This is a genomic window from Capsulimonas sp., from assembly GCF_039929585.1.
In the GTDB taxonomy this organism is placed as follows: Bacteria; Armatimonadota; Armatimonadia; order Armatimonadales; family Capsulimonadaceae; genus Capsulimonas.
The window spans coordinates 15,183-28,098 of sequence record NZ_JBDSQY010000208.1; the positions used below are offsets into that span (position 1 = coordinate 15,183).

A 12,916-nucleotide genomic window follows, 5' to 3' on the forward strand; every position below is an offset into this window, starting at 1 on the left:
GCGTGGCCGCGTTCATTGATGTGTACTATGGAAACTAAATCTGTCGCCGATACTCCCCGCGTCAGCGTGATCGTTCCGGTTTATAATCGGCGAGACTATGTCCGGCTGACGTTGGAAAGCATTCGAGCGCAAACGTTCACTGACTACGAAGTCATCGTCGTCGACGACGGCTCCACGGATGGGTCAGTGGACGTCGCCCAGGAGTTTGCAGCAGCCGATCCCCGATTTCGGTCCGTCACTCAGGAAAACGCCGGATGCGCCACCGCAAGAAATCATGGGCTGACCCTCAGCAGCCCGGAATCTGAGTTTATCATCTTTCTCGATAGCGACGATCTCTGGACGCCCGACGCGCTAGAGAGCCTCGTTTACGCCGCCGAAAAGTCTCCGAACGCCGCCCTTGTCTACAGCCCCATTGAGAATATCGTTTTTATCGACGACGCCGGTAACGTTCAGGAGCGCGATCCCGTTCGGTTCCAGCCCTATTCAGAAATTTTCAGTCAGCTATTTGGCCGCCGGGTGACACGGGAAGATTGCGACTCCGCCCCATTGCTCTACATGGCGACATGCTGTTTTATCTTAACTCCCGGCTCGGCTCTGATCCGAAAAGCCGCATTGAACGGCATGCAATTTGACACGAGCATCTCGATCATTGAGGACTGGGAGTTCTGGGTCCGTTTTTCGGAGGGGCGTCAGTTTCAGCATCTGACGAACCCTATCTATCATTATCGAATGCACGATGGAAGCATCTCGAAAAACTACGCGCGTAAAGCCATGTACCTGAAAATGGCCTACCATAAGCTCGGATGCAGCGAAGCATTATCTCCTGAAAATCGAAAGTTAGCCCGCCAAGCGTTTAAAAAGCATCCACATTATCAGATCCTTCTCGTCCGTGGCTGGCGACGGCAAGAACTCAAAGAACGCCACTGGGCAAACGCACTCCGGCTATCGCTCCGCATCCTCAAATTCCGCCTCCGCGCGCTGAAAGCCACTTCATGAGTGCACTGATCGCTTGAATTCCGCCGCATGATGACCTATAATGAGAATATAAGCATTTGAGTTGTTTGCCGTCCGGTTGAGTGGACAGACCATGCACGAAGTGACAATCAGTATTCCCGAGGAAGCCTATGCCGCCGCCGTGAAGCGCGCGCAGCGGGAAGGCTTTGGAAGCGCGGAAGTTTTTCTCTCGAATTTCGTCGCCGACTCAATTACGTCCGACCCCGATAATTACGACCATTTGTTTACCAACGAAGTAATTGAGCAAATCGATGCAGCCGCAGTCGAAGCCAGAACTGGAAATAATCTCACGCTTGAGGAAATGCAGCGGCGTTTTGAAGCGAAACGGTAAATATGGCTGAGAGCAACCCCCGCTATCCTGTCGTCGTTTACCAGGTGCGCAATGGGGTTATTGAAGTGCTCCGCTATTTCCACACAGCCCAAAACTGGCGAAGCAGTCTGAACCAATCGGAAGACTCATAACCCGTTACTTAAGACAAAGCTATTCACAATAGATTTCAGCCTCCAGAGTGTTACTCTGAAGGCTGAAATTTTGTCGCTGGTTGCTGAGAGGCGCAAAACGCCCATCTTTACTTAATGGCTGGGCCGGTAGTAGCCGCCTTTGGCGGTTCCATAAATCGGATCGCTGCCGAAGGTGGCCGTGTTGAAGGTAATCGTTCCAGTTACCGCGTGCTTGAAGAGATAGTGGCCGTTTGCGCCATAGGCGACATCCGTCGGGGTGGAGAACGCCACGCTCTGATTTTCACCGGCGCACTGGACATACGGCATGATGTATCCAGCTTTGACCGTTCCGAAAATTGGGTCTCCGCCGAACGTTGTGGTGTTGAACGTGATCGTTCCCGTGGTTCCCCAATTGAAGTAGTAGCTTCCATTGGCGCCATAAGCGGCCTCCACCGGAACGCTGGTCGTGTAGGAGCCGCCTTCGCCGGCGACCTGCCAGAACTGCGCGGAATATCCTGATTTGGCGACTCCTGGGATGGGATCGCCGAATACGGCGTTGCTGAACGTCAGGTTCCCCTTCTGCGCGTATTTGAAGGCAAAGCTGCTGTTGGCGCCGTACGCCGCATCGACGGGTTTGGGGAAGTTTACCGTCTGGTTTTCACTGGCGACAACGCTGTAATTGGAAGCCGTGTTGTTGTCAAAGCTTGAGTGGATATAGTTGGCGTATTGCAGCATCTCAGCGCCGTCCGCCGGTGGGCTGCCGCCGGTATTGGAGGGCCAGAGGAAACCGCCTACTGTTCCGAGGCTCTTCCAGGCGTTCATCTTGTTCGCAAATGTGGCGTCCCGCTCCCAGTCCCAGTAGCCGGGGATAACCTTCATACCGCCGAAATAGTTATTCCACGTTGCCGCGTCGTTGCCCGCGCCGCCATCGTAGCATTGCAGATAGACCGCATCGACGATATTTCCCAGCCCCGACTTCACGCCCGACCAGTACCCCACATTGGTGTACGGACACAGGGTCACTTTCATGCCCACAGCATTGATCATGTTGCCAAAGGTCACGGAGGAGCCAACATCATACGTCTGCTCGTCGTCGAAGTCGATCGCATTGATTCCCAATCCGTTCTTCAGGGCTTGAAGATTGCGATAAAGCACGGTGCCGGAGCCGGTTCCATCGGCGGTGATTCGGTTCTTGATATTCGCGAAGCTCGGATCACCCCATTGGCCGATACACATCTCAATGCGGCCGATAGAGGAGGGCGCCGTTCGGCACTGACTGAGCAGACCAGGCCAGGTGGACGGCCCGACATAATTGCCGTTCGAACAGATCGGGTTGCCGCCGTAGGTGAAGTCTCCGTTGGCGCTCACACTCATGGTGAACAGGATCATGGTAGACATACCCGACGCCCGGTAGCCATTGATCTCCGCCGTGGTGAGGCCGTTGACATACCCCATGTTTCCCGGGCAGAACATGACCGCCGTGGCGTTGGCGGAAGCGCGCTGGGACGTCGCCGCGCCAAGACCCAGCGTGGCCGCCGCTGACAGTATAGCAATACTTGCTTTAGAACCCTTAAAAATGAAACGCCGCATGCTGACTTCTGTGTTAATCATGCCTACTCCCTGGTTTGATTTTGGAATCATGGTTTTTCTATGGATTTCGCAGTCATGCAATCATAGCACACAGCACGATTGCTGTCAACTACTCTGGCGCCGATATTTAGCACCATAGTGGCCCCATAATTTCAAGGTTGAAATCCGGCGGAACTTCTGGAAGCTCGCCCATTTCCTCCAGGGGCTATGGGTCCGCTTCCCCTCAATCGCACTGCTGAAACGCGCACATTGTCAAACATTGGCGGCAAAGGTTGAAGATAACCTGCACGCCGTCGTTCTCGGTAAACCCGCGCTCGTCCAGGCAATCGTCGGCAATCGACACAAAGAATGGCGTCGATTTCTTGCACTCCGGGCAGCGAATATCGCGTTCTGTCGCGTAGTTGGGATTGCGCTGGATCAAGAACGGCTCTCCGCCGATTTGATGCTGACATCCAAAAAGATCGGGATGCTTGTCTCGCCAGGATGAGATTTTCAGGCGCCCAGCATTCACTGACTGAATCGCCTTTTGGGCGTCACTTGCGATTTCCAGCAGTGTCACCGACGCTTCGGGAAATGCACTCGGGTAATCCTCGTACGGAAAATCCACCTCTACGCCATCCTTACCATACTCTATTAAGGCTATTGAGCCGTCGTCATGGTGCTTGTAGTAAAACGGCTCGTGCGCGATGTTGCATGTCCAGCAGAACAGACAATGGATGCGCCGTTCTCCCAACTGCGAAAGGCCAATGCGTTCATCCGTTGTGTCCAGCGTGAGGAAACGCAGCAACGGCTTTTGGCAGTTAGGGCAATTTGCGCCAGCGATATTGTGCGCGCCACAAAATTGATGGCCGAATTTTAAGCTCTTTTCTCGGTCCGATTGAATACTCTCGAAAGATTCGGGTTTCTGCGGCTCTATCTCTTGATATTCAACAAGATAAGCGGGCTGCGGACGAGAAGATAATTGCATTCTGTTCCCTGCTATTTCCGCCAATCCGCCCCAACGACCCACACCAGCCCATGAACGATCAAGCGCGGCTTTGTATCAGTAGGCGAGGCGCCGACGCGCAGGTCGGTAGTCCAGACGGTCGTTTGACGATCGCCGCGCTTGGGACCGTAGTTGGAAAGATCTCTGGCGCTCGATGTTATGTAGCGGCCGCTGGGTGAGAAGACGAGAAACTGGCTTTGCGGGAGCCAGAGCTTCGCCTTGCAGGTCTTGGTTTCGACTCGGTAGTAATCGTTGTCAGGACGGACGGTGCTGTTACTAGCGTCAACAGGTACGACGATATGCTGATTATCGCCGGGGATCTTTCTGGCTCCAAAATAGACATTTCCCAGATCGTCGTTCGTGGGTTTGGCGTAAACCAGCTTGCCGCCCCAGAGCTTCCTGCCGGATGCGGTATCAAACGCGGCGATCGAGTCTGAGACATCCCCTTCGCTGGAGATGGTTCCGACGATGGTCGTTGGCGTGAGCCACGCAGGGGATTGTAGATCGCTGGCGATTTTGACTCCCTTTTCCAGCGACAGAGATTTAGTATCCGTGACATAAGTGTGCCCATCCGCCGCAAGAGCCACCATATGCGCTCCGTCAGTCGAGAAGACGGGACTGGTGATTGAAGACGGCAAGACACGTATGCGCCCGGAGGGAACATCCAAAAGCTGGCTGGTTTTCGCCGATTCGACGTTCATCAGCATGCGCCGAGAATCAGGAAGCCAACGGGCCGAATTGAAATCCACATAAGCGTCGGACGAATCCCGCAATTTCGCATTGACCGACGAAAGAACGTACACGGGTCCGCCTGAGGCGCGAATGACGCAAAGATTGTTGCTGTCGCGAGTGAAGGCGATCCAGCGGCCGTCGGGCGACCAGCGCGGCGCGGCGTCATCGTGCGCGCCCGATGTCAGCGGCGTGAGGCGTGAGCCGTCGGGGTTGATCCGGTAAAGATGGAAATGCGTGGTTTGGCGGCTGCCGGGCGGAGCGTAGTGGCGGGCGGCGAAGACGATATCGCGCTCGGCGAGGGCCGGAAGGGCGGTGGACGCCAAGATGATGGTCGCGAGGATCCGGGCGAAAGGGTGATGCATGTCGTTTCTCCTGACCGCTTGCCGAAACCATTTCGCGCGAGGGGCGTTTACAAATGATACTCTAATCCCATCTTGCTCGGAGACGATTTTGCTGGTTCTCATCATCATTTATTTGATTGGCCTCGCTGCCTGGTACGGATACCGAAAATTGCAGGCGCGGCGCGAAGCGCGGCGGCGACGGGACGCCGAGGCGGGATTTCGGCGGCGTATCCAGAACGACCCCAGCAACACGGCGGCCTACGAAGGTCTGGGCGATCTGTACCGCGAGGCGCAGCGGCTCATCGAAGCCCTCGGCGCGTATCAAAAGGCTCTGCAAACGGCGGGCGATCGGCCCGGCGCCGGAATCCAATACAAGATCCGCCAGATACAAATGGACCTCGACGCTTCGGCGCGCCGAAGCGCGGCTCCGCCGCAGGGACGCCGGCTTGGCAAGGCGCGGGATCTTCACACCTGCGTTTTCTGCGGCGCCTCGAACCCATTGAACGCGCGGACATGCGAAGAGTGTGGAGGCGAATTGCTGCACGATACTTATCTGGAATCTCTCAAAACGATTTGGACGAATGAAGGGCAGCGTAAGAAAATGCTGGAGTTCGCCGCCGTCGTCACCATCCCGTTGCTTTGTATCGCCTTCGCTTCAAATCTCTCGCTGGAAGTCAAAGGCGTTCTGATCATCAGCACCGCCATCGTGGGCGGCTGGGTGTTTTTGAACTCGTTTTCCGGCAATATTCACTGACATCCCGTCACTGATATCCTAAGATCGCTAGGCCATGGAGGTATACTAAACGCATCAATGCGGATAGAAACTGGCCAAGCCAGACGGGGATAACTCCATTCTAGTGACGAAACATGGCTTTTTTCGGCGCGCTCTTCGGCCGGGCGTATATCTGCTGATGGCGTTGATTGGCGGCGCTTTTGGCTCCGCCGCCGGAGCGCAAACGCCCACCGCGCCGGAAGCTCCCGCCGCAGGGCGAGTGGTCACCATAACCCCGGCGGTTCCTTCCGGCCCCTACGTCGCCGATCCTTCCTATTACGATTACGACAGAAAATCGCCGGTCGTCGTCGACGAGAAGCCTTATCAGGACACGCACGGAATCAAGGTCACCCGGATTACCTATCAAAGCCCGGTGACGACGCCGTTCGCGACCAACGACACCGTGGTGGCGTACCTATTCATGCCGTCGGGAGCGGGGCCGCATCCGGTGCTGATCGTTCTTCCTGAGTGGCTGCCGCGCAACATGAAGAACGAGTTTCAGTTCTGCGAGGACGTCACCAAGGCGAATACGGCGGCGCTGCTGATCGAATCCCCGTTCAGCCTGGAGCGCCGTCCCGTTCCTCATACGCCTGATGCCGAGCTGCTGTCGGGCAACATGCCGCAGATGGTCGGCGCCATTCGCCAAAACGTGCTCGACGTGCGGCGCGCCATGGACTGGCTGGAAACCCGGCCCGATATCGACTCCAGCCGGATAGGTATGAGCGGAATAAGCCTGGGCGCGATCATCGCCTCGCTCGCCGCCGGCGTGGACCGCCGGGCGAAGGTGCTGCTGTCGATCGACGGCGGCGCGGATGCAGCGGGGCTGCTTTGGAAGAGCCCGTTCATGAAGGGCCTGCACAAACAGCTCGTCCAGCACGGCTACGATTACGAAGACCTCAAAGTCGGCCTGGCTCCGATTGAGCCGACAAACTGGCTCAAGGGTTACGGCGCGGAAAACGCGCTCCTGGTCAACGGCCGCTACGACATGTTCATTTTGCCGAAACAGTCCCAGCTGCTCGCCGACGCCATTGGCGGCGCGCCGATCGTCTGGGCGAATACCGGACATTACGGCCTGGTGCTGGCGGAAAAGAAAGCCTCTACAGTCGGAGCGGAATTTTTGCGCGCTCGGTTCTTCAACTCCGGCAAAGCGTTCAACCCTCCGCAGACGATTGCGGCGCCGACAATTAAGCTTGGCCTGATGCTGGGCGGCCGGGGAGGCTTCAGCCCCGCGATCGCAACGCAGCTGATCAACTTCGATCAGAAGGGGCGCTATTCGCTCGACGGGCAGCTGACGTTCCGTGGAATATCACTGGGACTCTCGGGCCGCATCAGCCAGTTCAATTCAGTGGGAATTGAGTTCCCATTGCTGCACGGCGAAATCAAGCCAAAGCCCTATCTCTTGATGCACCTCGTCTTGTGAAACTAGGCGACGCATAGCCCCGAAGTGACCGCCGTTTGAGGCGTTTTTAATCCAAGGAGTAGAATTCCATGACAACCGAGCAAAGCGAGCGCTCCGGCGCCATCACATTCAAAGGAAACCCGATGACGCTTCTGGGCCCGGAGCTGAAGGTGGGCGACAAAGCGCCGGACTTCCAGTTGACGGGAACGGATTTGCAGCCGACCACGCTCGATCAGCTGCGCGAGAACGGGACTAAGGCCGTCCTGCTGATCCTGGTGCCATCGATCGACACCAGCGTCTGCTCGCTGGAAACCAGCAAATTCAACCGGCATATCGCGACGCTGCCGTCGGATCGGATCGTCGCCGTTTCAATCAGCGCCGATACGCCGTTCGCGCAAAAGCGCTGGGCGATCCAGGAGCATGTCGACAATATCACGATGCTTTCAGATCACAAAGACCGCAAGTTCGCCGACGACTACGGCGTCCACATCAAGGAGCTGGGACTGCTCACCCGCGCCATCTATCTTGTCGATAAAGACGGTGTGATTCGCTACATTCAGACGGTGCCGGAAGTGGCGACTGAACCCGATTACGACGAAGTTTTGCGGGCCGCACGCGAGCTCGTGGGATAGTAGACACTCGTACTCTCGCGGGGTCTCCGATCCGTTCCCGTGTTTGGACAGTAAGGGCCGGCAGGCGAAAATTTCGCTTGCCGGCCCCTTCGTTTTACGGTATAATGAGCGGCGTTGAGGCGACTATTTTCCTGCGAAAACAGTCGCCTTCCGCCATTATCGAGCCGCCGCCAGAGCGGCCGCCCAGCAATTTTCCGACGACAGAGAAGCGGTCATTATTACCTGTGAGCAGCCACCCAAAACCCGAAGAACCGAATGCAAAGACCCAGCAGCTTGTGCTGGGAGAAGATGATCATATCATCGCGCTGCGCAAGGCCTGGGACCGGACGCTGCGGACGCTCGCGAACAAGTACAACAAAGCCACTTTCAAGAACTTCTTAGAGGCGCTGCACCCGCTGTCGTTCGACGGTACGATCATCGTACTGGGCGCGCCCTCGTCGTTCGCCCGGGAATGGTCCGAAAAGAAATATTCGCAGGAGCTGCGCGATTATCTGGAGCAGCACCTGGACACCACGGGCCTTCAGCTTCGTTTCGTAACGGCCACCCCCGAAGTCCATCCCCTGCTCGGCGAACAGCCGATCCCGCTCCAGCAGGCCGCCTCGCCCAGCGCCGGCGCGCCTCCGGACCGGACGGCCTTCAGCGGCATCCGCGACGGCATCCGCCCGGAGGTCATGCCGCGCCGTGAAACTACACGCGAGCCCGTCCGGGTCATTGAGAACAATAACCCATACAGCTCGGAACTGACCACGAGCGCGCTCAGCGATAAGTATACATTCGACAACTTTGTCGTCGGGAAATCGAACCGCCTGGCGCAGGCCGGCGCGATGGCCGTGGCGCAGGGCCTCGCCAGCACCTACAACCCCCTCTTTCTTTACGGCAGCCCCGGTTTAGGAAAGACGCACTTGATGCAGGCGATCGGCCACTATGTTCGGGCGACCCTGCCCCATGCCCGTGTCGCCTATGTCAGCGGGGAAACATTCACTAACCACTTCGTGATGGCCCTGCGCGATAAGCGCACGGAAGAGTTCCGGCGAGCTTATCGCAATGTCGATGTCTGGCTGGTCGACGATATTCAAACCATCGCCTCCAAGGAGCAGACGAAGGAAGAGTTCTTCCACACCTTCAACACACTGCACCAGCAGAACAAGCAGATCGTCATCACCAGCGACCGCTCGCCGCGTGAGCTTCGCCTGATGGACGAGCGCCTGCGGTCCCGATTTGAATGTGGTCTGATCGCCGACATCTCGCCGCCGGAATTAGAAATGCGTATGGCGATCCTCCAGCGCAAGGCAATTTTAGAGAACCTTCGCATCCCCGACGACGTGATCGCTTTCATGGCGAGCCTTATTCAAAGCAATATCCGGGCTTTAGAAGGCGCGCTGATCAAATTGATGGCGTATGCGTCGCTCGCGCAGAGTCCGATCACCAAGCAGCTTGCGAGCGACGTTCTGAGTTCTTACTTTGTCGAGCGCATGCCCAGCTTCGCCCCCCACCCCACGGACTATGTTGCATTCGGCCGCCCGAGCGTCAGCACGAGCGCTGGCGCGGCCGTGGACATCATTCTGGACGCGGCGGCGGCGCATATGGGCGTGACAAAGGATATGATCCTTGGCGGCTCTACCCGCGATAAGGACGTGGCGCAGGCGCGTCAGATCTGCATGTACCTGTGCCGCGAACTCACTAAGACTCCTATGTCCGCGCTGGCCGTCACTTTCGGCTGCAAGAATCACTCCGCCATCGCGCATGCGCACTCCCGCATGCGCAAATCCATGGAGTCCGACCCTCTGATTCTCGCGATCATCGCCGGGATTCGCAACGAGATCGAACATTCGCTGTAGACTCGCGGCCAGCCCAGACTCTTCTCAAACGTCAGCAGGAATTCAAACGTGACTCGCTGTGACTCGATTGTGACTCTCCGTGCCTGTGACTCCCTCCTTTGTGACTCCTCCAAGGAATCTCGATCCGTCGAGTCACGATTCGGTGGAAGAATCTGGAGACTCTGTGACTCGCTGTGACTCCCATGTGACTCGTCGATTCGATAACGATTCCCGAGTCGTTTCAGAGTCTTGCTACTAGGCTATGGCGAGTCGCGCCGTGAATCCGTCGATTCCTGCGAGTCGCGATTCGGGAGTCACAGTCGAGTCACAATTCTATTACTAATACGAATCCAGAATCATTCTTATATATTGGGAATAAGACTCTGAGGCGGGACGAATCTAGGGAGCGGGAATCGGGACATATGCGGATTGTGACTCTTGAGCTGGAGAGCTTTCGGAATTATGAGGGACTGAAGATCGAGCCAGGTCCCGGACTCAATGTCTTCTCGGGACGGAACGCTCAGGGCAAGAGCAATCTTCTAGAGTCTATCTATGTTTTGGCGACAAGCAAATCGACTCGCGCCGGCAAGGATACGGAGCTGATTCGCTTTGAGGATCCGATCGGGAGAATCACGGCGAGTGTGACTCGCGAAAAGAACAGCGATGTCGTGCTGGAGATGATCTTTTCCCAGACCGATAAGAAAGTCGCCCGAGTCAACGGAGTCCGGCACACGAAGCTCGCCGAGGTGATCGGCCAGCTCAACGCCGTTTTGTTCGATAGCGGGGATCTGGAGATCGTCCACGGGGAGCCCGCCGTGCGCCGCCAGTTCCTGGATTTGGAGATCGCGCAGACATCCCCGCGTTATGTGCACGCATTGGGGGCTTACCGCAAGACCTTAGAACAGCGTAACAGGCTCCTGCGTGACCTGAGAGACGCGCGGGGGAGCTTGGACGGGTTGCGAGAGGTCTTGCCCAGTTGGAGCGCCCAGCTGGCTCATCACGGGGCTCGTTTGATCGACCGCCGCCGACTCTTCCTGGAGCGACTCAGCCTGCTCGCGGCCGAGGTCCACGATACTCTCAGCGACGGCCGCGATTCCCTCGAATTGATTTACAACCCTTCGTTCCCATTAGACGGCGCCGTCGACGAAGCCGGCGTGCGTGAAGCCTTCGCCGAAACCCTCGCCGCAGTCGCCCACGACGAGATCCAGCGCGGCACGACCCTGCGCGGCCCGCAGCGCGACGACCTCACCTTCCTCGTCAACGGCGTCGACGCCCGCCTCTACGGATCCCAGGGCCAGCAGCGCACCGTCGCCCTCTCACTCAAACTGGCCGAACGCCAATTGATCGAAGAGCTCGTCGGCGAACCCCCCATCCTCCTCCTTGATGACGTCCTTTCCGACCTCGACGACGTCCGCCGCCACCACCTCTTCGACCTCACCGAACGCGCCGGCTCCCAGACATTCTTGAGCTGTACGAATTTACGCCCGTTCTCCAAGGGTGTGCTGGAGCAGGCAAGAGTCTACGCTGTCAGTGGCGGCAAGTTGGAGCTGCAATAAATTTTCTCATTTGGCTTTCCGGTTATCGGCATTGAGTGTGAGTGAAGCAATAATAGACAGTCGAAAGTTGACGGCGTGGTTATAGATGTTGCCAAATATTTTGAGCCAGCTAGATTTGAGATCTGGAGCGACCGAAGAGGAAATTCAGAAGCTCGCTCAATACGTCCTGACTTTGACCGATCAGCCATTGCCCGATGACTACCTGGATTTCCTACGAACGTCCAATGGAGCGATAGGTCATGGCCCTGACTTATTCGTAAATCTCCGTGGTGCACAGGATGTGTCGGAAGCGACCATTGGTTATGGCGCGGCGGAGTTTTTCCCAGGCCTGATTATTATTGGAACCGATGGGTGTGGGAACCTAATCGCCGTTGATTTGACGCCCGCCTCTTCTGAGGGGTACAAATACATATTGTTTGATAGTCTCGATTTAGATCGCGAATATGTGATCTGTGCTGACGATACGGTCGTCGGCTTGCTTGAGAAATTCTAGGAAATCTGGGATGAGAAACCAAAAAGGCTTGGCGCCGGCGCGCGGGGCGATTGAGGCGACGCTGCTGTCGGCGGAGCTGATGCAGGCGCTGCGGCCGCATATGGCGAAGGTGCACTGGGCGAAGATCGTCGGGCCGCAGGTGGCGTCGGTGACGCAGGTTGAGTCCGTGCGCGGCGGGTCGGTGCTGGTGGTGCGAGTCAAGAATAGCGTCTGGGCGAATGAATTGACGCTGCTCAAGGACGATATTATCAAACGCCTGAATCAGAAGCTGGGCGGCAAGGTGATTACGGACCTGCATTTCAAGGCGAGTGGATTAGCAAGGACGAAGACGAAATTGGAGCCGGTGTTGGGGAAGACGCCGTCGCCGGGGGAGATCGACCGTCTGGATGTGTCGGTGGCGACCCGGGCGAAGATCGCGGCGGCGGTGCAGAAGATTGAGAACGACGCGCTGCGGGCGCAGGTGGAGCGGACGCTGCTGAAATTTGCGCAGGCGAACGAGTGGAAGAAGGATCAGGGATGGCTTCCCTGCGCCGTATGTGATGCGCTGACGGAGTTTCACGGCCAGGAAATCGTTCTGTGCCCCGCCTGCGAGCTGAGCCGCCGCAACCGGGACGTACAAACAATTCAGGGCCGGCCAACTGGCCAGCCCTGAATCTTGCGCTGACAAAAACACGATTACATTTTGTGATGTTTCATCGTGTGATGCTTGGTGTGGTGCTTTTTCATGACATGCTTCTTGTGCGCGTAGTGCTTGGTGCGCGCTGGCTTGATGACTTTCACATCGCCGTCGGGCTCGATCTTGCGCACCATGCCGGTTTTGCGGTCATGATCGATGGAGTCTTTGCCGGTCGCCTGATGCGCGGCTACAGCGGTGTGCTCGCCCGCCTTGCGTGCGGAGTACTGAGTGGCCTTGCCGGCGCCCTGAGCGTTCTTGCTTACGTTCTCGCCAAGCTTACGCACCGGATACTGGATGGCGTTGCCAAGCTTGTGCAGCGTGTTGCTGTCGTGCTTCTCAGGATACTTGCCCCGGTCTTTTGTTTGCGCTCCGGCGAAGCTCTGAGACAGGACGATACAGGTGATGGCGGCGACGCCGAAATTCTTAATGTTCATGAGTTAGGCTTCCTTTGCAGTCAATTCACGGCCT

At 57.1% G+C, this 12,916-nt stretch carries 13 protein-coding genes; 9 read left to right on the forward strand and 4 right to left on the reverse strand.

The annotated features are described in order from the left end of the window. Nucleotides 1-27: 27 nt before the first annotated feature. Nucleotides 28-996 carry a glycosyltransferase family 2 protein gene (locus ABIZ35_RS15120; protein ID WP_348220754.1) on the forward strand — a complete coding sequence of 323 codons (969 nt, stop codon included), beginning with the start codon at nucleotides 28-30 and terminating at the stop codon, nucleotides 994-996. Between the two features lie 91 nt (nucleotides 997-1,087). Continuing rightward, nucleotides 1,088-1,345 carry a hypothetical protein gene (locus ABIZ35_RS15125; RefSeq protein ID WP_348220755.1) on the forward strand — a complete coding sequence of 86 codons (258 nt, stop codon included), beginning with the start codon at nucleotides 1,088-1,090 and terminating at the stop codon, nucleotides 1,343-1,345. A 242-nt stretch (nucleotides 1,346-1,587) separates the two neighbouring features. Here ABIZ35_RS15125 and ABIZ35_RS15130 read toward each other — a convergent pair whose 3' ends face one another. The 3 genes from ABIZ35_RS15130 to ABIZ35_RS15140 form a co-directional block, all read right to left on the reverse strand. Continuing rightward, nucleotides 1,588-3,066: a hypothetical protein gene (locus tag ABIZ35_RS15130; protein WP_348220756.1), complete on the reverse strand. Its 1,479-nt coding sequence runs from the start codon at nucleotides 3,064-3,066 to the stop codon at nucleotides 1,588-1,590. A gap of 202 nt (nucleotides 3,067-3,268) precedes the next feature. Continuing rightward, nucleotides 3,269-4,036 carry a hypothetical protein gene (locus ABIZ35_RS15135; protein WP_348220757.1) on the reverse strand — a complete coding sequence of 256 codons (768 nt, stop codon included), beginning with the start codon at nucleotides 4,034-4,036 and terminating at the stop codon, nucleotides 3,269-3,271. Beyond that, complete coding sequence (locus ABIZ35_RS15140; protein WP_348220758.1) at nucleotides 4,024-5,124, reverse strand: hypothetical protein; 1,101 nt, start codon at nucleotides 5,122-5,124, stop codon at nucleotides 4,024-4,026. Before ABIZ35_RS15140 ends, ABIZ35_RS15135 begins: the two co-directional genes overlap by 13 nt. An 88-nt stretch (nucleotides 5,125-5,212) precedes the next feature. On the opposite strand from ABIZ35_RS15140, the gene ABIZ35_RS15145 reads away from it, so the two are divergent. The 7 genes from ABIZ35_RS15145 (at nucleotide 5,213) to ABIZ35_RS15175 (ending at nucleotide 12,424) form a co-directional block, all read left to right on the forward strand. Beyond that, on the forward strand, nucleotides 5,213-5,857 hold the full coding sequence (locus tag ABIZ35_RS15145; protein WP_348220759.1) for a hypothetical protein: 645 nt from the start codon (nucleotides 5,213-5,215) through the stop codon (nucleotides 5,855-5,857). Between the two features lie 103 nt (nucleotides 5,858-5,960). Then, a complete protein-coding gene (locus tag ABIZ35_RS15150; RefSeq protein WP_348220760.1) occupies nucleotides 5,961-7,295 on the forward strand; it encodes a hypothetical protein in 1,335 nt (444 codons plus the stop codon). A gap of 68 nt (nucleotides 7,296-7,363) precedes the next feature. Beyond that, complete coding sequence (tpx, locus tag ABIZ35_RS15155) at nucleotides 7,364-7,906, forward strand: thiol peroxidase (protein WP_348220761.1); 543 nt, start codon at nucleotides 7,364-7,366, stop codon at nucleotides 7,904-7,906. A gap of 224 nt (nucleotides 7,907-8,130) precedes the next feature. Continuing rightward, nucleotides 8,131-9,744 carry a chromosomal replication initiator protein DnaA gene (gene dnaA, locus ABIZ35_RS15160; RefSeq protein ID WP_348220762.1) on the forward strand — a complete coding sequence of 538 codons (1,614 nt, stop codon included), beginning with the start codon at nucleotides 8,131-8,133 and terminating at the stop codon, nucleotides 9,742-9,744. A 401-nt stretch (nucleotides 9,745-10,145) separates the two neighbouring features. Continuing rightward, nucleotides 10,146-11,279: a DNA replication/repair protein RecF gene (recF, locus tag ABIZ35_RS15165; RefSeq protein WP_348220763.1), complete on the forward strand. Its 1,134-nt coding sequence runs from the start codon at nucleotides 10,146-10,148 to the stop codon at nucleotides 11,277-11,279. 85 nt (nucleotides 11,280-11,364) lie between these two features. Beyond that, nucleotides 11,365-11,772, forward strand: coding sequence for an SMI1/KNR4 family protein (locus tag ABIZ35_RS15170; RefSeq protein ID WP_348220764.1), 408 nt, complete (start codon nucleotides 11,365-11,367; stop codon nucleotides 11,770-11,772). Between the two features lie 10 nt (nucleotides 11,773-11,782). Next, on the forward strand, nucleotides 11,783-12,424 hold the full coding sequence (locus ABIZ35_RS15175; RefSeq protein ID WP_348220765.1) for a DUF721 domain-containing protein: 642 nt from the start codon (nucleotides 11,783-11,785) through the stop codon (nucleotides 12,422-12,424). 23 nt (nucleotides 12,425-12,447) lie between these two features. Here the strand turns inward: ABIZ35_RS15175 and ABIZ35_RS15180 are convergent, their stop codons facing one another. Further along, nucleotides 12,448-12,882 carry a hypothetical protein gene (locus tag ABIZ35_RS15180; RefSeq protein ID WP_348220766.1) on the reverse strand — a complete coding sequence of 145 codons (435 nt, stop codon included), beginning with the start codon at nucleotides 12,880-12,882 and terminating at the stop codon, nucleotides 12,448-12,450. Nucleotides 12,883-12,916: the final 34 nt, after the last annotated feature.

Bases quoted from the DNA above. Each gene is read 5' to 3' on its own strand.
- recF (WP_348220763.1), top strand. From the start codon at position 10,146: ATGCGGATTGTGACTCTTGAGCTGGAGAGCTTTCGGAATTATGAGGGA.
- tpx (WP_348220761.1), top strand. From the start codon at position 7,364: ATGACAACCGAGCAAAGCGAGCGCTCCGGCGCCATCACATTCAAAGGA.
- ABIZ35_RS15120 (WP_348220754.1), top strand. From the start codon at position 28: ATGGAAACTAAATCTGTCGCCGATACTCCCCGCGTCAGCGTGATCGTT.
- ABIZ35_RS15180 (WP_348220766.1), bottom strand. From the start codon at position 12,882: ATGAACATTAAGAATTTCGGCGTCGCCGCCATCACCTGTATCGTCCTG.
- ABIZ35_RS15140 (WP_348220758.1), bottom strand. From the start codon at position 5,124: ATGCATCACCCTTTCGCCCGGATCCTCGCGACCATCATCTTGGCGTCC.
- ABIZ35_RS15170 (WP_348220764.1), top strand. From the start codon at position 11,365: ATGTTGCCAAATATTTTGAGCCAGCTAGATTTGAGATCTGGAGCGACC.
- ABIZ35_RS15130 (WP_348220756.1), bottom strand. From the start codon at position 3,066: ATGATTAACACAGAAGTCAGCATGCGGCGTTTCATTTTTAAGGGTTCT.
- ABIZ35_RS15175 (WP_348220765.1), top strand. From the start codon at position 11,783: ATGAGAAACCAAAAAGGCTTGGCGCCGGCGCGCGGGGCGATTGAGGCG.
- ABIZ35_RS15125 (WP_348220755.1), top strand. From the start codon at position 1,088: ATGCACGAAGTGACAATCAGTATTCCCGAGGAAGCCTATGCCGCCGCC.